This window comes from Leptolyngbya sp. AN10 (assembly GCF_050565645.1).
Taxonomy (GTDB): domain Bacteria; phylum Cyanobacteriota; class Cyanobacteriia; order Leptolyngbyales; family Leptolyngbyaceae; genus Leptolyngbya.
The window spans coordinates 20,604-41,798 of the sequence record NZ_JBNXVP010000034.1 but is presented as its reverse complement, the minus strand read 5'-3'; the positions used below and the strand labels follow the sequence as shown (position 1 = coordinate 41,798).

At 46.6% G+C, this 21,195-nt stretch carries 12 protein-coding genes; 11 read left to right on the top strand and 1 reads right to left on the bottom strand.

Annotated features, from left to right (window positions below; all coding sequences use genetic code 11):
• Window positions 1-10: 10 nt before the first annotated feature.
• On the top strand, window positions 11-5,401 hold the full coding sequence (locus ACQ4M5_RS31855; protein WP_430679831.1) for a strawberry notch C-terminal domain-containing protein: 5,391 nt from the start codon (window positions 11-13) through the stop codon (window positions 5,399-5,401).
• On the opposite strand, the gene ACQ4M5_RS31850 is transcribed toward ACQ4M5_RS31855, so the two are convergent.
• A protein-coding gene (locus ACQ4M5_RS31850; RefSeq protein WP_430674732.1) for an IS5 family transposase occupies window positions 5,352-6,178 on the bottom strand; the annotation gives its coding sequence in 2 pieces (ribosomal slippage) (window positions 5,352-5,791 and window positions 5,791-6,178; 828 coding nt in all). The two genes, ACQ4M5_RS31855 and ACQ4M5_RS31850, sit on opposite strands and share 50 nt — an antisense overlap.
• A gap of 89 nt (window positions 6,179-6,267) precedes the next feature.
• On the opposite strand from ACQ4M5_RS31850, the gene ACQ4M5_RS31845 reads away from it, so the two are divergent.
• The 10 genes from ACQ4M5_RS31845 to ACQ4M5_RS31800 all read left to right on the top strand — a co-directional run bounded on the left by ACQ4M5_RS31845 (window position 6,268) and on the right by ACQ4M5_RS31800 (window position 21,147).
• Window positions 6,268-8,601: a toprim domain-containing protein gene (locus tag ACQ4M5_RS31845; RefSeq protein ID WP_430679830.1), complete on the top strand. Its 2,334-nt coding sequence runs from the start codon at window positions 6,268-6,270 to the stop codon at window positions 8,599-8,601.
• 88 nt (window positions 8,602-8,689) lie between these two features.
• A complete protein-coding gene (locus ACQ4M5_RS31840) occupies window positions 8,690-11,014 on the top strand; it encodes a M23 family metallopeptidase (protein ID WP_430679829.1) in 2,325 nt (774 codons plus the stop codon).
• A 16-nt stretch (window positions 11,015-11,030) separates the two neighbouring features.
• Complete coding sequence (locus ACQ4M5_RS31835; protein WP_430679828.1) at window positions 11,031-11,546, top strand: hypothetical protein; 516 nt, start codon at window positions 11,031-11,033, stop codon at window positions 11,544-11,546.
• Between the two features lie 4 nt (window positions 11,547-11,550).
• Window positions 11,551-12,099, top strand: a complete 549-nt coding sequence (locus ACQ4M5_RS31830) for a hypothetical protein (RefSeq protein WP_430679827.1) — start codon at window positions 11,551-11,553, stop codon at window positions 12,097-12,099.
• A 73-nt stretch (window positions 12,100-12,172) separates the two neighbouring features.
• Window positions 12,173-12,436, top strand: a complete 264-nt coding sequence (locus tag ACQ4M5_RS31825; RefSeq protein WP_430679826.1) for a hypothetical protein — start codon at window positions 12,173-12,175, stop codon at window positions 12,434-12,436.
• Window positions 12,437-12,490: 54 nt separating this feature from the next.
• Complete coding sequence (locus ACQ4M5_RS31820; RefSeq protein WP_430679825.1) at window positions 12,491-13,087, top strand: hypothetical protein; 597 nt, start codon at window positions 12,491-12,493, stop codon at window positions 13,085-13,087.
• A 196-nt stretch (window positions 13,088-13,283) separates the two neighbouring features.
• Window positions 13,284-14,069 carry a hypothetical protein gene (locus ACQ4M5_RS31815; RefSeq protein WP_430679824.1) on the top strand — a complete coding sequence of 262 codons (786 nt, stop codon included), beginning with the start codon at window positions 13,284-13,286 and terminating at the stop codon, window positions 14,067-14,069.
• 295 nt (window positions 14,070-14,364) lie between these two features.
• Window positions 14,365-17,010: a filamentous hemagglutinin N-terminal domain-containing protein gene (locus tag ACQ4M5_RS31810; protein WP_430679823.1), complete on the top strand. Its 2,646-nt coding sequence runs from the start codon at window positions 14,365-14,367 to the stop codon at window positions 17,008-17,010.
• A 40-nt stretch (window positions 17,011-17,050) separates the two neighbouring features.
• Window positions 17,051-18,697 (top strand): ShlB/FhaC/HecB family hemolysin secretion/activation protein, encoded by a 1,647-nt coding sequence (locus tag ACQ4M5_RS31805; RefSeq protein ID WP_430679822.1) that lies wholly within the window; start codon window positions 17,051-17,053, stop codon window positions 18,695-18,697.
• Between the two features lie 74 nt (window positions 18,698-18,771).
• Window positions 18,772-21,147, top strand: a complete 2,376-nt coding sequence (locus ACQ4M5_RS31800; RefSeq protein WP_430679821.1) for a CHAT domain-containing protein — start codon at window positions 18,772-18,774, stop codon at window positions 21,145-21,147.
• Window positions 21,148-21,195: the final 48 nt, after the last annotated feature.

Sequence of the window (21,195 nt, the reverse complement as noted above, 5' to 3'; positions counted from 1 at the left end):
AAACTAACTTATGTCCGCAGAACACAAGGAAGCTCTGATTAGAGCGTTCCACAGTTCCCTATTGGAAGGAGAAAACTATGACCGGATTAATCAGGCACGAAAGCAGGCTGAAGCAATTTTGGGGCAATCCATTTTTCCTGGTAGTCCCCTGACAAAAGTAGTAGATGAGGCAATGGAAGCAGCAGTTGTGCGAGTTGCACCATTGCTCATTCAGCAATGTACGACGACTCATCAAGCTTACGATCGCTTAGTTGAGCTACTGAATCGACAACCAACGTTAGGCGTTCGCTCTTCGACCTCAGTTCTTCAGCAAGCCTACAGTACACCTATCCCGATCGCTTATCTTGCTTCGACCCTAGCAGGCATTACTCCAGAAACCACTGTCTACGAACCTACGGCTGGGAATGGGGCACTGTTGATTGGGGTCAGTTCAGCTAGAGCGATCGCGAATGAATTGAACCCGGATCGTTTTACTGAATTGCAGCACCGAGGCTATGCCCAACTTACGCAACAGGATGCCACTAACTATCGCCCGAAAGAGCAAGTTGATGTCTTAATCTGTAATCCACCGTTTGGTCCCGTCCAGGATGGAAACGGTAAGATTCGACGATTTGAGCTTCCAGGCAATCGACGGGGAACGCGCCAGGTGGATCATGCGATCGCATTCAAAGCCTTGGAAGCGATCAAGGATCAGGGTCGAGCCGTTTTGATTCTAGGTGGAAAGCTGGGCGACGATGAAGATCTCCGATCAAATCGCTACAACAGCATTGAGAGCCGAGGCTTCTTTTTTGCTCTCTATCAGCACTACAACGTCACTCAGCATTTTTCAATCTGGGGCAATCTGTACCGCAAGCAGGGAGCAGGATTCCCGATCGATATCATTCTAATCGAGGGGCGAGGGCAATCCCAACGAGATTTACCTGCGGCAGATGTTCCGATCATCTACAAATCATTCGATGTACTCAAGGAGCGATTACCCGATGAACTCATTCAGCACCGAGGACTACAACCACTTTCCAGTGATTTGGAAGCCTCAAGAAACGGGAGATCAATCTTTGTTTCTGGTCAGGCTCCCGATCGCGATTCAGGAATTGACGTGGCGCGATTATCAGCGCTTGATGATGCTCAGAATTCAGTGGATGCTAGATCGCTGGTTGGAGGAGAGTGGCGAGAATCAGATCCAAACGCATCGACGACTCAGCCAAGCTCTCAAAGTGTTATCGATGCAAGAACCTCCGACGCTGTACGAAGACGTTCAGACGAAGGAACTAGAGCCGATTTGGTGGTGGACGCAGGAATGGGCAGAAACCTTCGTCGATCGCAACGACACCTTAGCAACCAAGTTTCAACTGATCAATGGACTGATGTTCCCCACATCGATCGCGATCGCTCCTCCAGAGACCCAAGAGGTGTGGATGCAGGAACACAACGAAATCACGCTGGAGAACTGGCTATCCCAGTTGACTTACGGAATGTCCGAGTAACCTCCCAACCAACGCAAGAGACTCAAATCATGGCGAATCCAGAAGTTGAGCATCCAGTGACACCAGATGCTCCGTTGAATGTTGCTTATTTGCCTCGCAGCCAAGGTAAATCACCTGGCACTCTCATTCCTTCCAACATGGCAACGGCGGCTCAAACTGCTCTTGATAAGTTAGAACGCGCAGTCGGTGATGTGGATGAATATGTTCGACAGCGTATGGGGTATGACTCCAAGGAGAAACTGTGGGAGTACCTTTATGCCGAGCAAATCGATGCAAATGCTTTGGCATTTTGGCAGCGCGATCGCGACAAAGTATTTCTCAATGGCGACCAAACCGGAAACGGCAAAGGGCGATTTTGTGCCAGTCAGATTGTTGATGCGATCAATCAAGGCTACATTCCCGTTTTCATCACTCAGAAATCAACGCTCTACGTTTCGATGCTGGCTGACCTGCAAGACATTGGCAAGTCTGGAGTCAACATCTTTGCAACCGATAACAATCTTCGACTTGCTTTGCCCAATGGCAGCCAACTGAGAACAAGTAACCCTGCTCAACAAGAAGCAGAGATGCAGCGTATCATGCGGCAAGGCATCGGCGTGTACAATGCGATCTTCACAACTTATAGCCAACTTCAAACGATCGACAGTGGTAAAGAACCTTTCCGACGAGACTTTCTCCGCCAGATTGCGCCGAATGCGATCTTTATCTTTGATGAGGCGCATGAAGCGGGTGGAAGCACTGGAGAGAAAGGTTGGACAAGCAACAGTGCCGCACCCAATCGAGCAGAATTTGCCAGAGAATTGATCGATTTGAGTGTTGGAGCCGTATTCGCAAGTGCAACAGCAATCAAAGATCCAGCCGTGATGGATTTGTATGCGCGTCGCTCGGATGCAGCAGAAGCAGTTGCTAGCATTGAATCGCTACAACGAACGCTGAAAGCTGGCGGTGTTCCACTTCAGCAGATGATGGCGACGAAATTTGTAGCATCGGGTCAAATGCTACGACGAGAGAGATCGTTTGAAAATGTCGCTTTTCAAGCAAAGGTCGTTCCAGTTGATCGGGATGTAGCCGATAACATTTCTGCGATCATGCGAGCAATCAGTCAGTTTGACCTTGTTAAAGAGAAAGCTGTCGCCAAACTGAGTAAAGAACTGAAGAAAGAAGCGAAAGCTGCTAGTGAGGATAGTTCGATTGGGCAGGCAGGGGCACGATCGACAAACTTCACTTCGCTGATGAATAATGCGATCGATCAAGGCTTACTTTGCCAAAAAGCAGAGGCAGCGGTTCAAGAGGCGATCGCTGCGATCGGATGTGGACAGAAGCCTGTGATTGCGGTTGCGAATACGATGGATGCTTTTATCGGGCAGTACGCCGAAGATAGCGGACTTGAGCCAGGGGATGCGATCAATATTTCGTTTGGTGATGTGTTAAGTCGGTATCTGGAGCGATCGCGCGATGTCACGATCAAAGACCACGAAGGCAACATGACTCGGCGACGCATGACCGATGAAGAGCTAACCGATGCAGCATTAGCAGCTTATGACACTGCAAGAGAAATTATTGATACGACTGACCTCTCGACGATTCCGCTCAGTTCGATCGACTATATCAAGTGGCGCTTAACTCAAGCAGGCTTTCGAGTCGATGAGATTACTGGACGGCACAACATCATCGACTATACCCCAACGGGAGAGCAAGGCTATGCTCATCGCTCTGCGAATGAAACGAAGCCTCAAGCGCGAGTTGAAATCGTTGATCAGTTCAATGCAGGTAGCATTGATGTTCTGATTCTCAATCGTGCCGGGGCAACCGGAATTAACCTTCACTCCTCCGAGAAGTTTGCGGATCAGCGGCAACGACATCTGATCATGGCGCAGGCAGAACGCGATATCAATCAAGTGATGCAGATGTTAGGTCGAGTGAATCGATTTGGGCAAGTGTCGGAGCCGGAAATTACTTTGCTCATGAGTGATATTCCAGCCGAGAAGCGCTTGGGAGCTTTGCTATCTCACAAGATGGCAACACTCAATGCAAATACAACCGCCGATCGTGATTCAGCTTTGTCAATCGCGAATGTCGTAGACTTTCTCACGCCCTATGGTGAAGAAGTGATTCACGAGATTCTCGACGACAATCCAGAACTAGAAGCAAAGTTGGCTTATCCCAGAAATAACCTGCAAGGCGATTCAGACATTGAGGCGATCAGCCGAATCACCGGACGCATTCCCCTACTATCGGTAAAAGAGCAAGAAGACCTCTATGCGTTGATTGAATCAGAAACCCTCGATCTTGTGGCTCAGAAGCAGGCAATGGGTGAGAGCGTGTTGGAGGCACAGCAGCTTGACCTCGATGCTCGAACAATTGGACGGATGGAAGTTATTCCGGATGAAGGTCAAGTACGGAATGAATTTACGGGTTCGGTTTATCTGGACGTAGTGGATGCCAAAATCCCGGTGAAGCCGTTCAATCAACTCGAAGTGATTAACTTGGTGCGGGAGCATTTGGGATTAGAAGCTGTCCAACGAGTTGCTGACCATAACTTTGACCAGGTAGAGCAATCGGCAAAGGATGACGTAAAACTGACGATCGCTAAACTGCGGCAAGCAACACGAGACTATCGAACTGAGCTTCTACCGAGCAAACTCGACAGCTACAGTAGAAATAAATTAACCGAACGGCTGAACACACAGTTCAATCATATTCGTGACGTTTTACGGCAGTTTCCATCCGGTCAAACCGTTCGAGTTGTTTCACCCGAAGGCAACGTAACGTATGGAGTCGTCGCACGAACCTGGCAGAAGGGGCACAACGGTAGCCCGACTGCGCCATCGAACTGGAAAGCGCAAATTCTGACCGACAATCAAGCTCGAATGCTTACGATTCCCCTGACCCGCTTCAACCGAGGAAAAACAGATTCGCTAATCACGATTTCTGCCCAAGATAAAAACTGGGATGGTCATGATATCTACGAAGCCTTCGATCTTAGACAAGCGGCAGACCGCACTGAGCGGCAAATTTTCCAAGGTAACTTGCTGAAAGCCTATGAGAAATATCCAACTGGAAAATTTCTGAACTACACCGATTATCAGGGCAATGTGCGGCAAGGGTTAGTCATGCCTGCCAGCTTTGATATTCAGGAATCACTTCGAGAGCAGCCCGTCTCTTTTTCCGAACCACACCAAGTCAAGGCGTTCATGACTGAATTGACTGCCTACCAAGGGTCAGTCAAAACGCTAGATGAGGTGCTGACCATCAAAAGTCAAGCATCTGCTCGATTCGGGAGTACTGCGGCAGGCTTTGTGCTGCAAACGCCTAAAAGTGCGATCGGCGATCGCTTCTCACTTGATCAATCGCTGATTGCGGCTGCGGGAAATGAGTTCTACTCGATTAGCGATCGCATGGAACTGATTGTTCCAGCAGAAAACATCGATCGTGTCCTGACCATTCTGATGAAAGAGCAGGAACAGACTCTAGCAGCATTTGATTTCAAGGATAAAGCGCGTGAGTTTTTGGGCGTAAGGCTACCAGAACTTGAAGTGGTCAGTGATCAATCTTTGGTAGAGAAATCAGTACCACAAGCACCGCTAATTGGGGCAGCTTCGGAAATATTTGAGCAGGTGGAAGTACCTCGGCAGCAGGCTATTAACAACACTACGAACCAGCCAACGGGCAGCGCAGAAAGGAATGTGACGACATTCCTACATGAAGCAGGTTTATGGACAGCCGTAGTAAATGCAGAAGACTATCACCTGAGAATTGAACACGCACCCTACATTCCGCTTGTGATTGAACGGCATGGCAATCAGCTTTACCTGACGCATTACTTAGAACAAAACGGAGACACCTTCATTAGACCTCCTGCACGAATCAAATTGGATGAGCAAGCTCATAGTTCAGCAAGCCTGCGATCAAGTTGAACCGTAGCCCAAATCGCCTGCGACGGTTACGGTAGCGCTCCGATAAGATGCGAAAAATCTTCAACTTGCGAAAGGTATGCTCCACCGTGATACGAACTTGCGCTAATTGTCGATTAAACTGACGTTCTTGCTTGGAGAGCGGACGCTTGCGCGATTTTTTGTAGGGCGTACAACTGTAAGCATGAAGTCTGGCGATGCCTTGATAGCCTCGGTCTGCCACCCAGAGTTGCTCAAGTTGGGTCGGCAACTGCGAGTCCTTGAACAAGCGGAAATCATGCTTGCGCCCTTTGCCAAATGCGGTGCAGACAATTTGACCGCTGAAATAGTCTACGACGACTTGCGCTTTTAGTGTGTGCCATTTTTGCTTACCACTGTAGTAAGGTCGCTGTTTTTTTTTGGACGTTCAATCGGACTTTCGCTGACATCAACTAACAGGAGGTTCCACCCTGCATCAGGCGAGTGCAGCGCCTTCTTGCCCGGAAGCCGAAATTCGCCCGACCGAATCAAACTGTTCTCAACTTTCCGCACAATGCGCCCCACGGTCGTTTCATGAATCCCCCAACTTTGTCCGATGTGGAACTGAGTCCGATACTCGCGCCAATATTCCATCGCAATCAAGAGTTGATCTTCGACTCCAAACTTGCCTTGTCCGCCTCGTTTGCCTTTTCGGATCAGCTTGGGTTTGAGAATTTCAACCATTTTCTCGAAGGTTTCACGCTTCACTCCGCACTTGCGTTTGAACGATTTTGGTGGCAGGTGTTGAATGCGATCGTACATTTGATCAGTCTCCTGAGTGGCATCTAGTCCTCTTTTCAGGAGTTCAAATCTGTGATCAGGATTCGTGCAGGAGGTCTATTGATACAGAGATGGTCTTTCGCATTCGCGAGAACCAAACGCTTCAGCTTGAAGAAACAGCCGTACAAGACCCATTACGTGGTGGAGAGCGTCGAGGGTGCGATCGCAGCTTTGCCAAACTATTCTCCCAAAACATTCTCGATCAAGGATTTGCTCAAGCAGTTAGAACCCTTCAGCCCAATATGACTTCACAGCTACCTGAAGAAGAATTGGAGCAATCAGAACTCTTTGCTCTCAATCAGTACGAATCTACGACTTCTAGAACTGACACCCTGCAATCCGACCCAACTTGGTCAACATGGGATCAATCGCGCCAACAGCAACAGCAATCTCACCAAGACCCCCAGCAAATTCAATCTATCGCTCTTCCTGTTGAAATGACAGTTAATTCATCCTGGAAAACCTTGGCTGATAGCGTTCGAGATCTTGCATTGCTCGATTTAGCCGTTCAGTTTGGACTCGAACAAGATCGCTCCGATAAAGCAAAATGGCGATCGCAAAGTTTCTGTATCAGCATCAATGACAATAAGTTCTTCGACCATTACGCAGGTAAAGGTGGCATTGGCGCGATCGACTTTACGATGCACATTCAGAACTGCTCATTCCAAGAAGCGGTCGAGAAGCTAGCAAATGAACGTCCTTCGACTAACGTTCAAACTCCCATTCAAGAGAAACGACCGAAGTGCAACATTCGAGATGAAACCAAGTGGGAGGCAGTCCGAAATTATCTAGTGAATGAGCGCAGGCTGCCTGCGGATCAAGTCGATAGACTACACAATGAAGGATTACTCGCGGCTGATTCTCGCCAAAATATAATGGTTTTTCGCCATCAACTGAATGAGAACTTTGAACGTGGTAAAGCGATCGGAGCCAACCTACGAGGAACGATTCCGAATGCTGCAACTGGAGAAATCTTCAAAGGTCTGACACCCGGAACAGCGCGTGAAGATGGCTATTTCTGGTTCCAGCAAGGCGAAGGGCAGATTGATCGAGTCGTGATCACAGAATCCGCGATCGATGCCATCTCCTACTCTGCTCTGAACGAATTTGCAACTGCTACCGTTTTTCTGTCAACCGATGGTCAGGGCGCGATTCCAGTTGAGGCACTTCGCCAAGTCTTCGATCGAGATGGGGAAATCGTTTTGGCTCACGATCGCGATCGTCAAGGTGAGCATCTCGCATGGCAGATTGCCCAGCAGTTTTCTGATGTAGTGCTAGAGCGAGAAACGCCAACAGTCGGAAAAGACTGGAATGATCAGCTTCTTGGTAAGGAGCAGGAAGATTCTCGATCGAAGATTTCAACAGGGCTTTGGGCGTGTTATCAATTAGCAACGATTGAGAAACGACAAGAAATTATCCAGCTTGGGCTTGAAGTCAATGCGGCGAACAGTCCTCGCACTCTAATGAGCGAAGAATTGCAGGAAATGCAGGATTCGATTACCTCAGAGTGGGGGCAGGAAATTGTCTTGATTGCCCAACGCGCCTATGCTTATGCGGAAACGATGGGCGTTGTGAAGCCTGATGAAAGTGGGGAATCTTGGACTGCGATCGGGAACGGCTATGATCTCAGCTATAGCCCAGCTAGCTGTCACTTTCTGGTCGTGAGCAAGGAAAGTGAGCCGATGGAGATCCTCAGTATCAACGGTGTTATTCAACCCGAAACTACACGAGGGATTCGAGAAACGAATCTGATCGATTTCCGCGAAACTAACAAATATCTGAATGAGGTGAAATTTCAGACCAATCCAACTCCGGCTCAAACACAAGAAATTGCTCAGAGCAAACGAGAGCAATCCCAAGAGCCTCAAACTTTGAGTCCGTCTCAGCAACAACCCCCTCTGAAAGACCTCCGCAATTGGTATCGCCGAGCGCGAGACATCGGGCGCTCCGATCAACACTTGAAGCAAATTGAGTTGGTGGGGAAAGCCTTCGTGGGAGGACAGTCACTTTCTGAGCGGGATTTGCAGATGATGGCAAAGGATATGGCGACTTGGGAGAAGCAAGCGCACTCGATCGCAGAACAAGCACGATTTATTCTGTCAGAGCTTGGGCAACCGCTAGCAGCAGGAACAGTATTTCCAGGCAAAACTTATTTGTTGTACGCGCAGGAATCATCGCTTTACGCTCTCGCTCCAGAACGCGGAAAGAAGCCTCAAGCAGCAGATCAACAAATCCTACCAGAATCGGTGTTGAGATCAGGGCATGGCATCATTCTCAAACTGGAACACGATGAAATTTCCTCAATAACGCAGCTAACTTCTGCGGATGCTCAACGGTTTGGGAAATTCGTCGAACAGATTCAGCAAAGGACAAACCAGACGGAAATGATTGGGCGCGATCGCTGAGGCAGATTGTCAGAATTTATCAATTGTCTGCCTTATTTGTGTCAGATCGAATCCCTAACCTTACAGCATTCAGCTTCTCAAACAAGCGATGCGTTGGTTTAGATTTCTCACACTAATCGTTCTGACTGTTGTTCTAGTCGTTGCTGGAGCCGTTATCTTTCCGCAGCGATCCGATGCGGCGGAGAGTTACTTTCCAACAACGCTCTACAACAGTGCGCCCGTGCCTGACTTGAGCCAAACTACTTTTTCTTCTTTGCCTGCAATTGAGCAGGCTGGAGCAGTTCAGGTTCCCAGTCAGACGATCGAGCAATTAGGTTACGACCCGTCTCGAAGTTGGCAATCAGGAACTTCGATTGGAGATGTCCTCATGTTAGGCGATACACAAGACACCTTTGGACTTCAAACATTCAGTCTAGATAATGTAGCTCAGTTGGGTCAGTTGAACCTGAGCGATCTCAGTCTCAGCAACTTTCCGCTGATTAGACGGCAGACGATCTCAACACTCATGGATGCCGTGCCAATGCTGGGAGATTTTCAGCTTGGGCAGGTCAAGCCTCTGTCAGATTTGGTCAATCAAAACCTTGCCCGTTTTGCACTCAAAGACCTGAATCTCAATGATTGGGGTTCTACTTCACTCTCTGCGATCGCATCTCATGAAGTACTTGGGCAACTGCCGCTGAGTGAACTATCGCTCGATCGCTATAGCTTCAGCCAAATTCCAGGATTGGATCAAGTACCGCTTTCTAACTTCAAAGCGTGGCAAACAGCATTGATCAATGGCATACCAGGCTTATCGCAAGTTGCCTTCTCCCAGTTTCCGATTAATCCTTTTCAGATGCTTGGAACTGTTGCAATTCATGACGTGACGTATGGTGGGGAGCGATCGCACAAGGAATCCACCCAAAATCCAACAAAGTTTTCAATCACTGGAAGCGACAAAGTTGGGTTTCACTACAACTGCGCTCAGGCAAAAGGCTGTGATTATATCGAACTTAATTCACCAGGCTATTCTGGCTCAGGAACATTGAGCGATCCGGGACAGCTTCATGGAGCGAGATGGATTCGAGGTGGAAAAGAAGCAGGTGAGCAAATGGTTCCTGGAGGTCGTGGCGTTTTAGGACGACTCAACGACGGTATGGAGCCAACGGGTAGACTCGCATTCGGCAAAGCGTTCAAAGTCGTTCTGACGGACACTGACGAAGCGACAGGAACAGGTAGATTTGGGCTATTTTTTCGTGTTTGCATCAAAAAGGCATTCGTCGATCTCGGCTGTACGCCCTATTTCATTGGTCCGGTTCCGTGGCTTTCGACCCAGGAAGAAGGCTTCGTGTTCGTGGGTCTAGCAGACGGCAACGGAGGTATGGATGAGCTACCGCCTGGAACTGAACTTCCCCCAGAGGTGCAGCAACAGATCGATCAAATCAAAGGGGAGAATTCACCCGAAGCAAATTTAGACGGGTCTGGGTTATGCGGTTCTGGTCCTGGCGGAGTCGATTTCAAAGCTTTGGCAGATGCAACGAGTGGCATTGAGGGAAATTACGAGAGTGTCGGACAGTGGGGCTGTGATGGCGACGGAAACTGTGGGCGCGGACTTGGACGCTATCAGTTCATGACTTACCGCGAGGATGTCAAACAGGCAATTTTGCGGCAACCTGGAGGTGGTGCTTTCTACGGGCGACTGGCGGCGGGACACGAACCTAGTTCGGCTGAATTGTTGCAATACTTTCCGACTTCGGTACAGGACTCGTTATTTGTCAATGCCGAGACTCAAAACATCAAGTACCTTCAGAGCCGAGGAAAATCTGGGAATGAACTCATCGCCTGCTTGGGAGAGATGTGGTATTCCGGTGAATGTAGTCATTCCGGTGGCAGGGATTACACCGGAGGACCAACGATCAGTGAGTACGGGCAAATTCTAGTTAGCAATTACCAGAAAGCTTTGAAGAGATCGGGAGCAAAATCCTGCTCCATCAACGCGAAAGGCAGCGGAAAATCTACCGGGAAGTTGAGCAGCCCGGTTTCTAATGCTCCTGTAACCAGCGAGTTTGGTGCGCGATCGCGACCTTGTTCAGGGTGCAGTGCCTATCACTTAGGACTCGATTTCGGCGTACCCGATGGAACGCCCGTAAAGGCGGCAGATGGCGGCAAGATTATTTACTCCGGTTGGATGCAAGGGTATGGCAATACGGTTGTCGTTGATCACGGCAATGGACTGATGACCCTGTACGCACACAATTCCCAACTGCGGGTCAAAGTCGGAGACACGGTATCTCAAGGACAAATCATTACAGAGAGCGGTCATTCGGGAGTGGGAACAGGAGCGCACCTTCATTTCACGGTGATTGAAGGCGCAACTCCCGGTGATGTTTACAGTGGTCATGAAGTAGACCCCAGAAGGTATCTCAGATTGTAAATGTAAGGAGAACATTATGCCTCAACGCATTCGTCCGATTCGCTTTGGAATCAGCAGCATCGTGTTACTAATGACGCTGTTGGGATCAGTTCAACTGGTTCAGGCTCAGACCCCTAAAATTCCTGATGTGATCAAAAGTTGTTTACCAACCCAAACTCGTCCCGTGATCGTGCGCTCAGAACTGATCGCCCAAACGCGATCGCAAAGCAAAATCTACTATTTACTGAGTGCATTCCCAGCTTCTGGCAATGGCATTGATTTGGTCATCTCGGTGAATGGAAATCGCTGTACCCAAGAGTTTTTTAATGCTCCTGGAGATACCGTATCGCTGACAAGTGTGATTGGTCAGGAGGCAGCAAGAAAACTAGCATTAGGACGCTACCGGCACGAAATTAAACGGTTTGGTAGACCAAAGTTACAGCAGCAAGTGAACCAAGCAGCAGCATCCAACGGTGTGTTTTATCCAGAGGATGTCTGGGCACTGAAACAGCTTGGATTTTCGATTCCGACAGCAGTTCACGTAACGGAGTAAAAGAATGTCGATCAAACGATTGGTTTATGGAGCGATCGTAGTAACACTATCAGGTGTTCTCATCTGGCAAATCGCTCCCAGTTTCTCCGGTGAGTCAAGTTGGCAACCTGTTTCTCAAATCGCGCCGCCAAGACTCTTACAACGGTTACGGCAAGACTATGCGCCTCATATTCCTTCCAATACGACTGTGGATATCGGGCAAATGCGGATGCTTAAGCTGCAACAATCAGGATCGCTACCGCTGTATTTAGTCAACACAAGAGTTCATACAAGTGGGAATCAGAAGAAGCCTCTAACTTGTGGCTTTGGTGGCTGTCTATTTCTTGGCTACATCCCGGATAACAGTGGTTTTAAGCAAGTGTTCAACGGATTAATTAATGATTTTCAGGTGCAAGGAAAACCACCTGTAATCAAGCCGATTTCACAAGTGGTGAACAGAGTTCCTTGCTTTCAATTAACCACGTATAGCCCAAGAACAGGAAAGATGAATCCAACTCAAACACTGTGCTTCAACGGTGGAGATTTTGCGCCAGTTGGAGAGAAGGCGAAGTAGCAGCTATCGCAAACTAACTGCAAAACTATACCATCTATCAATTTTTTAGTTTCTACCATGCGAGACTCTGAGAATGGTTCAATTTGTTGATAAACAGCAAGCTACCAAAACGCTCAGTTTGAGCGGCGAAACCTTGAAGAAATATCGACTTCAAGGAGAATGGATCGAAGGGATTCATTGGGTACGGATCAATAGCCGATGTGTTCGGTACAATTTGGAACTGATCCAAGACTGGTTCCATAATCGGCATGATCCTGCGGCTCATTGGCGAGCGATCGAGGTTTACCAATCCACTCTGTTGAGTAATCAGAAGAAATCGACGAAAAAAGCCAAGTAAAGCAGGCATCATTTCAATTCTCTAGAGCATTCGTTCTTTCACAAAATACGGAATATGCAACAAGAGCCTTTTGCTGAAATCTTCCCAGAATCCCCTGAATTGCCTCGTTTAGAACATGGACAATACACCATGCTGCTTCACAACGAATTGTCAGCAGCAACCGAGGCAAGCATTTACTTTAGCCTGCCGGATCAAGATAGCTATCTTTTCGAGTATGACGGTGATCTGGATGAGGCATTGGATAATCTGCCTGAGATTTATAGCGCGATTAGCGCAGAGCGCAACTCTGAAGGAACCGCTTCCAAAGATGAAGTACAGCGATCTCCAATCTTGACTCCTGAAGCTGCGGTCGTAATCGAGCGCCTCTGGAACCACTTCGAGCAAACTGGAACTCAAGAACTGGAAGGCAAACAGGATTACAACTTTCGGATTGAGGATGGCTGGCTTCTGGTTGTGCCAAAGGAGCCTTCTGAGGAAGTCGTGGCGATCAGCCGAGACGGGCAGGTGCAGTCAACTTTTGAGCCAGGGCGGTATGGGCATCTGATGGAGCGATGTGAGATCGCATATGACAATGGCATCGCTCCTGCTTCTGAGCAGATGAGGGTAGAAGAATTAAATCAACTCACAGATTCAGATCGAGAGCTAGGATGACAATGTTCGCAGTTGCAAGACCTACAAAATTACAATGTTGTTTTCAACTTCTGATCTGGATACAACATCAACTCGATGACAAATCTTTTGCCGGATCCTGCATAAATTTTTTCAACTGCCTGAGATATAGGGGAAGGCTCATTGAACTTACTCACTAACCTTCAAAACCTAATTATTCTCAAGTGAGTCAATATATATGAAACGTTCTTCTTCTGCTTTGGCTGCAATGGTCATGATCACCTTGGGTGGAATTGGCATGACCGCTGCTCAAATGCTCTCGCCGATCGTACCGCAAGCTCAAGCGGCTTACTGCCAGAATCGAAGCTTCACGGCTCAGATTAAGTTCTCTCCAACGCGAGTGAGATCGCAGCCCAACACACAGTCACCAGTGACGAAGCAGTTTCAGGCTGGAGCAGTGGTACAGTTTTCAACCTTTGTATATGGGGAAACGATCGCCGATGCGTGGACGGGGCAGCCTGACAATATGTGGTTCAAGCTAGCAGATGGGAGTGGCTATATTGCGAGTGCTGTCATTGCGGGTTATCCCCCAGATTGTGGCACTGTTGTTGAAGCTAGTAACTCTATCTTAGCCCATGCAAAAACTTGGGTGGATCGGAGAGTACCTTACAATCAAGGTGCTTATTACCAAGGATATCGCCAAGACTGTTCAGGTTTTGTCAGTATGGCTTGGCAGTTACCAGTGAGCGCCGTGACTAGCACCTTGCCTCAATTCTCAAGAACACTGAGTAGCCGAGATGAACTACAAGCTGGAGATGCTATTAATAATCGAAAGATTGGCAATGAGGGACATGTCGTTTTGTTCGTTCAATGGAAAGACAAGAATCAAGGGAAGTTCATCGCTTATGAAGAAAATGGTAGTCTTGGGACTGCTCAAACTGAACTGACCTTGGAATGGAAAAACAACGGCTGGAATATCAAGGAATATGGACGTGCGCCTTGGTATTTAGAGCGTAAGCGTTAAACCTAAGCGGTGGAAATATCATCGGTAGTGGAGCATTATTTCTGCTCCATTACCTGTAAAAAATTTTTGGTGGGTATTGTTGACCTGAGAAATATCGGGCGATCGTAGTTTCACTCTTGTGTCATTTCTAATTACACAGTGCGTGTTGAAATTGAAGTACGCAAGAACTATAAGCGATTTGGCTGAATTTCTTCGGAAAAAGCGAAAAATTATAGATTCTACTCCAGTTGCCCAGTATTTTCCCGGTACTCTGGAAATGGAATTGTTTTTCTCTTGATAAAAACTCCGTTTCTATATGATGAATATTTTGCGACGGTATCCCTGTAGTTGGGGAGCCTTTGGTCTATGTCAAGGGTTTGGAATCTTGCTGTTTAGCTTACCAGTTCAGGCGCAGATCGTACCTGATCAAACTCTAGGCAAAGATTCTTCGACTGTTGATACCAGCAACTTAATTCGAGGCGGTGCGGCAAGGGGAATTAATTTATTCCATAGTTTTTCAGAGTTTAATGTTAGAGAAAATCAGCGTGTAGATTTTGAGAACCTTGGGTTTGCAAACATCTTGGCTCGTGTTTCTGGGAAATCACCCTCCAATATTCTTGGAACGCTTGGTGTACAAGGAAAGGCAAATCTTTTTCTCATCAATCCCAACGGAATTTATTTTGGTTCTGGTGCTCGCTTGTCACTCGGTGGCTCATTTCTGGCAAGCACAGCATCTAGTATTCGTTTTCGCCAGAATGAATTATTTAGTTCTGTCAACACAGCTAACTCGTCCTTACCAACTGAATCAGCTCAAGCGCCTACCGCTTTGATATTTGCAAGTCAGTCTGCACCTATTAAGATCGAAGGATCTTCTCTTAATGTAGGTTCTGGTCAAACCTTAGCGATCGTGGGAGGAACGGTAGATCTCAACGGAGGAAGGTTGCAGTCAGAAGGGGCAAGGATCGACATCGCTGCAATTTCTAGTAATGGGCAAGCTGAGATTGATTCTCAGTCTAACACTAACTTCAAACTAAGAATTTCACGAGATACGAGTCGTTCTGATATCGCTCTTAATAACACGATAATAGATGTTACGCAGCGAGGCAGTGGAGCTATTCAGATTACTGGTAGGAACATTGACTTGAGCGGTGAAAGTAGAATTAGTTCAGGAATAAAAGATTCCCTATCTCTTGAAAATGTTCCAGGAAACGTCTCATTCAATGCTTCTGGTAAGGTTACGCTTCGAGGAAGTACCTATATTACTAATGATGTAGGATATCAAGCTACTGGTAATGGTGGAGATATAACAATTCAAGCAGATAGTTTCTTCCTGACTGAAGACTCCCGAATCACTGCAACAATGTCTGGTAAGGGCAATGCAGGCAATATTTCAATTCAGACTATTGGTGTGACTACTCTCAAAACTGGGGCACTTTTTGGAAATGTTGAATCTGGTGGTGAAGGTCAAGGGGGAGATATCACTATTCAAGCAGGTTCACTTTCGCTTTCTGATGGAGGAGCGTTTCAAACTGTTCTAAGAGAAGCAGCTAATGGTCGTCCTGCTGCTATTGGCAAGGCTGGAAACGTTGTTATCGAAGTTAAAGAAGACGCAAGTGTGTCTGGCGTGAATGTTCGAGGGTTTCTTAGTGCAATCTTTAGCGAAGCTAATCCAGGAACAACGGGCAATGCTGGTGATATTCACATTACTGCTCAGTCTTTCTCTCTCACAGACGGTGGCAGACTAACTTCCCAGACAAGAGGAAATGGAGATGCAGGCAGTATTACGATTCGAGCTACAGACCAAGTAAAAATTACTAGCGAGACTGGGCAAACTAGCCAAATTCTGACTGACACAAGTACAGGAGGTAGAGGTGGTGATATCACAATTTTCACAAGAGCCTTGCAAGTTTCTGATCAGTCGATTCTGAGTACTAGTACAGGGAAGAATGGAGATGGAGGTAATATTATTGTAAATGCGTCAAATTTTGAGGTTGCTAAAGGCGGACAGCTTCTTACAACGACATCTGGTACAAAGAGAGCTGGAAATATCCGAATCGATGCAACAGAAGCAGTATTGAAAGATCGAAGAAGTGGCTTGTTTGCTAATACGGCGGAAACTGCCTCTGGTGATGGAGGTAATATCACAGTTAACGCTCGGAATTTTATGATAAGCAACAATGCCGAAATGAATGTTGATAGCAAGGGTAGTGGGCAAGGTGGAGATATTCAGTCTACTGTTAGAAGACTTACGCTTGATAATGGTTCAATTACATCAGGAACTCAAGCAAGTGATGGAGGAAATATTCAACTCACAATACAAGAACTCTTACTGATGCGAAATGGTAGTAGAGTCTCTGCAACTGCTGGAATTGCTCAAGCGAAAGGAAATGGCGGAAATGTAGAAATACATGCTGAAGAAGGCTTAATCGTTGCCGTTCCCCAAGAAAATAATGATATTACTGCCAATGCTTTCAAAGGGAACGGAGGAACAGTCCGGATTGATGCTCAAGGAGTCTTCGGATTAGCGGCAAGACCCCGCCTCTCTCCCCTAACAAGTGATATCACTGCTAGTTCAGAACAAGGGGTAGCGGGACGTACTGACATCGTTACTCTGGGAGTTGATCCCAATCAAGGTCTACAGCCCGAATCTATTCCTCCAGGCTCACCGAATCTGTCACAAGCTTGTCAATCTGAAGGGGCACAGCAAGCAGGTCGATTTGTAAACAGCGGACGTGGTGGGCTGACCTCAAATCCAGGTGAAGCCTTGCGTAGTAGTGAAATCTGGGAAGACATGCGAAGTTCTACATCTGCGATCATTCTTCCTCAAAACAATTCAAGGCTGAACGAAGATGCACAAGGCTGGATTGATGGTGCGAATGGCACTGTGATTTTAACAACGCAGCCAAAACAATCACAACCACTTCAAGCACAAGTTTCTAATCATCCCTGTCATGTCAGATAAATCTCTAATCATTCCGATACTCATTGTTACTTGCACTTCGATGCCATCAGTGGTAGCGCAATCACAACCTGTTCCACCACTCAAACCGATCGAGCAGTTACCAAAAAGTAATCCAACACCTCTACCGACGCAATCTCCACCTACTATCTCACCTCCCTCTCGAATAGAACCAGAGGTACTTCCTGAAATACCAAAAAAGATTCGAGTCTTACGCTACGAAGTGCAGGGAAGTACAGTTTTTGCCGCTAAAGAGTTAGAGGCTGTCACTGAGAAGTTTAAGGGGCTAGTAACATTTGAACAAATTCGCGATGCAAAAGCTGCTATTGAAGCTTTATATCGCAATCGCAAATTTCTCACGACTACAGTAATCATTCCAACTAATCAGCCTCCTCTATCTGTGAATGGCGCAGTCGTCAGAGTTCAAGTCAAAGAGGGCGTATTAGAAGACATTAAAGTAATTGGTACAAGGCGGCTAAATCCAAGCTATGTCAGAAGTCGTCTAGCGATCGCCGCCCAAAAACCATTGAATAACGATCGCTTGATTGAAGCTCTCCGATTGTTGCAGCAAGATCCGTTAATTGAGACTGTCTCAGCTGAGCTATCAAACGGAATTCAACCTAACACTAGCTTATTGGAAGTCACTATTCGAGAGCGTCAATCTTTTAATGCTCAACTCGCTCTCGATAACAATAGATCTCCAAGTATTGGCAGCAATCAGCGCCGAGTTCAATTGACAGAAGGAAATCTACTGGGATTGGGGGATAACATCACACTGGCATACACAAACACACAAGGGAGCAATACGATCGATGCAAGTTACTCAATTCCGCTTAGCCCTCGCAATACTTCATTAAGCTTTAATTTTGGGAGTACTTCCAGCCGTGTTGTCGAAGAGCCATTCAACATCCTAGACATCAACTCCAAATCGCGCTATTACGAAGTTAGTTTGAGACACCCATTAATCCTGCGAGCAAGAGAAGATTCGACCCAGGAATTAGCAATTGGTCTGACTGGATCGCAACTAAACAGTGAGACAACTCTCCTCGGAATCCCTTATCAACTTTCAACGGGATCTGACGAAATGGGGCGAACCCGAATCTCAGCCCTACGCTTTTTTCAAGAGTACATTCAACGCAGCAATCGCTCTGTATTGGTTGCCCGATCGCAATTTAATCTTGGATTGAGTATTCTGAATTCGACCATCAATACTAATGCCCCAGATAGCAGATTTTTTTATTGGCAAGGTCAAGCTCGATGGTTTCAGCAACTTGCGCCTGAAACAAATCTAATCCTTCAAACCAAGGCTCAACTCAGCACTCGGAGCCTAGTTCCGCTAGAACAACTGGCAATTGGAGGACAGGCAACGGTTCGTGGATATCGGCAAGATCTATTGCTTACAGACAATGGTGTGCTGGCATCCGTCGAACTTCAACTTCCCCTATTGAAGTCGCCGACAAACGTAGTTCATATTGCGCCTTTTTTTGATTTTGGTAGCGTATGGAACTACGACGCGGAGACAACCCCAAATCCAAGCGTTCTTTTCTCAACTGGATTGGGGGTGCAGTGGCGATCCCGAAACCTTATTGCTCGATTAGATTGGGGAATTCCGCTCGTTAATGTTTCAAATCGGAGGAACACATGGCAAGAGAAGGGTATTTACTTTTCCGTTCGATATTTTCCGTTCTAAAGAAGCGCTGGGTCAGTTTTAGCTTAATCATCTGCTTTACTGCTACAGTCTGCATTGTTGCTCCACTAAAGGCAATGATTCCTTCTGAAATAGTTCAGCAAGGAAAGCAACTTTATCAAAATGGACAATTTGAAACTGCTTTTCAAACCTGGCAACAAGCTGAAATAGCTTACTCGCGTTCTGGAGATCGGATTGGGATTCTGGGAAGCCGGATTAACCAAGCTGAAGCCCTTGTCGCAATGGGATTGTATCGAAGAAGCTGTAAAACATTAGTAGAAACTCTACATTTTAAGGATTCGATCTGTGAATCTGAAGTTCCTAAAGTAGCAGAGCTAAGAGCTTTTCTGAAAGCAGAATTTGCCCCTAAACCCCTTCAAGCAACAGGACTTAAAATACTCGGTGAAACATTGAGGCTTGTTGGCAACTTAGAGGGATCTCAGGCTGTCTTGCAATTTAGCTTAGAGAAAGCTGAGGATCAAGCATTAGAAACCAAAGCACAAATAAAACTGAGTTTGGGAAATACGTCACGAGATTTAGGCAATCGCGATCGCGATCGAACTGGGTGCATCACAACTCAGACCTCTGATACTCCTAACATCTGCTCTGAGGACACCAAAGCAGGAAAATACTATCGTCAAGCTTTTCTTCAATATGACGAAGCTTTTGTAGGATTATCAAGTACTTTCTTTACGGTGCAAGCGCAGATCAATCAGTTAAATTTGTATGCAGACATTCTAAATTGGTCAATCCAGAATGAACAAGAATCTGGATTAGATGCTATTAAGTTCAACACCACTCAGGTCGTTTCTAATATTCAAAAAAAGTTAGCTCACTTAGACCCAAATTTTGACAATATCTCCGCACGGATCAACTTCGCACGTAGCCTAATCCTTCTCTCAAACCAATCCAGCATTGCACAACAGCAGCTAGAGATTGCACTCTCTCATGCTAGACAAATCCGCTCTCGTAAAGCAGAAGCGTATGCCCTTGGAACATTAGGTTTTCTACATGAGCAATCTCAAACCTATCAACAAGCGATCTCCTACACGCAGGAAGCTTCAAACATTGCTGGTTCACTCCGAGCATATGATATTTACTATCAATGGCAATGGCAATTAGGGCGTATTTTGAAAAAGAAACAAAACCCTGATGTCAAAGGAGCGATCGTAGCTTATCAAAATGCGATAACTGCATTGCAATCGATTCGAGAAAACCTTGCCGCAATCAATCCTGATGCTCAATTTTCGCTAAGAGATAATGTGGAACCAGTCTACCGTGAATTAGTTGATTTGGTTTTGGACAACAACCCGACTCAAGCAGACCTCGAACGCTCATTGTCATACATAGATGCACTTCAACTGACTGAACTTGAGAATTTTGTTCGATGCAGCTTGCTGCTCCCTAAAGCTAAGTCGGTAAAGCAGGTTGATCCATCGGCTGCCATTTTTTACCCAATTATTCTAAAAGATCGATTAGAAGTTCTTCTACAACTTCCAAATCAACCCGAAATCGTCCGCCGCACCTCAGAAATAAAACGTTCCGAGCTAGAGCAAACTCTCGCGCTGTTGAGAAATCAGCTTGAGTCTGCGGATTCGGGAGCAGACATGAAGAGAACGTCCAAGAAAATTTACGACCTTCTGTTAGGTAAATTTGAATCTGTGCTAAAAGCACATCACGTTAAAACATTAGTCATGATTGCAGACGGGAATCTCAGAAATATTCCGATCGCGGCTTTATACGATGGTAAGAAGTATGTTGTTCAAAATTATGCTGTTGCTTCCACACCTGGGCTAAACATATTAGGATTGAACCGCTCCAGCCAGAAAAGGCAACAGAGTTTAGTCGTAGCTCTGTCAATGGAACGCATTATCGATCGAGCAGGAGAGAAGCTATCCTATCCAAAACTTCTCACCGTTGGGGAAGAAGCTCTAAATATCCAGCGGTTTCTCCCAAATTCGGAATCGCTTATCGATCAACAATTCACAACTGAAGCCTTCCGCAAGAAAATTAACTCATCAGTTTATTCCACTGTTCATGTTGCAACTCATGGGCAATTTAGCTCGAATCCTAGCGACACATTCATTGTGACAGCAGATGGAACATTTGATATCAATCAACTACAATCTTGGCTACAGCAACGTAGCCGCACTGAACAAATTGAGCTTCTAGTATTCAGTGCCTGTGACACAGCTAAAGGCGATCGACGAGCAGCACTAGGACTAGCAGGAGTCACATTACGCGCTGGAGCATCTAGCACACTAGCATCGCTATGGTCAGCAAACGATAAGGCAACCACAAAATTGATGACACGATTTTATGAGATTCTTCATAATCAGCCAGTGACGAAAGCAGAAGCTCTCAGGCAAGCACAACTCGAAGTCCTTAACGACCCTTTATCTGACCATCCTCGTTACTGGTCTCCATTCGTACTTGTTGGAGATTGGCTGTAGGTTCTCAATCAGAACTAGACCATCTGGTAAGTACCTTCACTCAGGTAG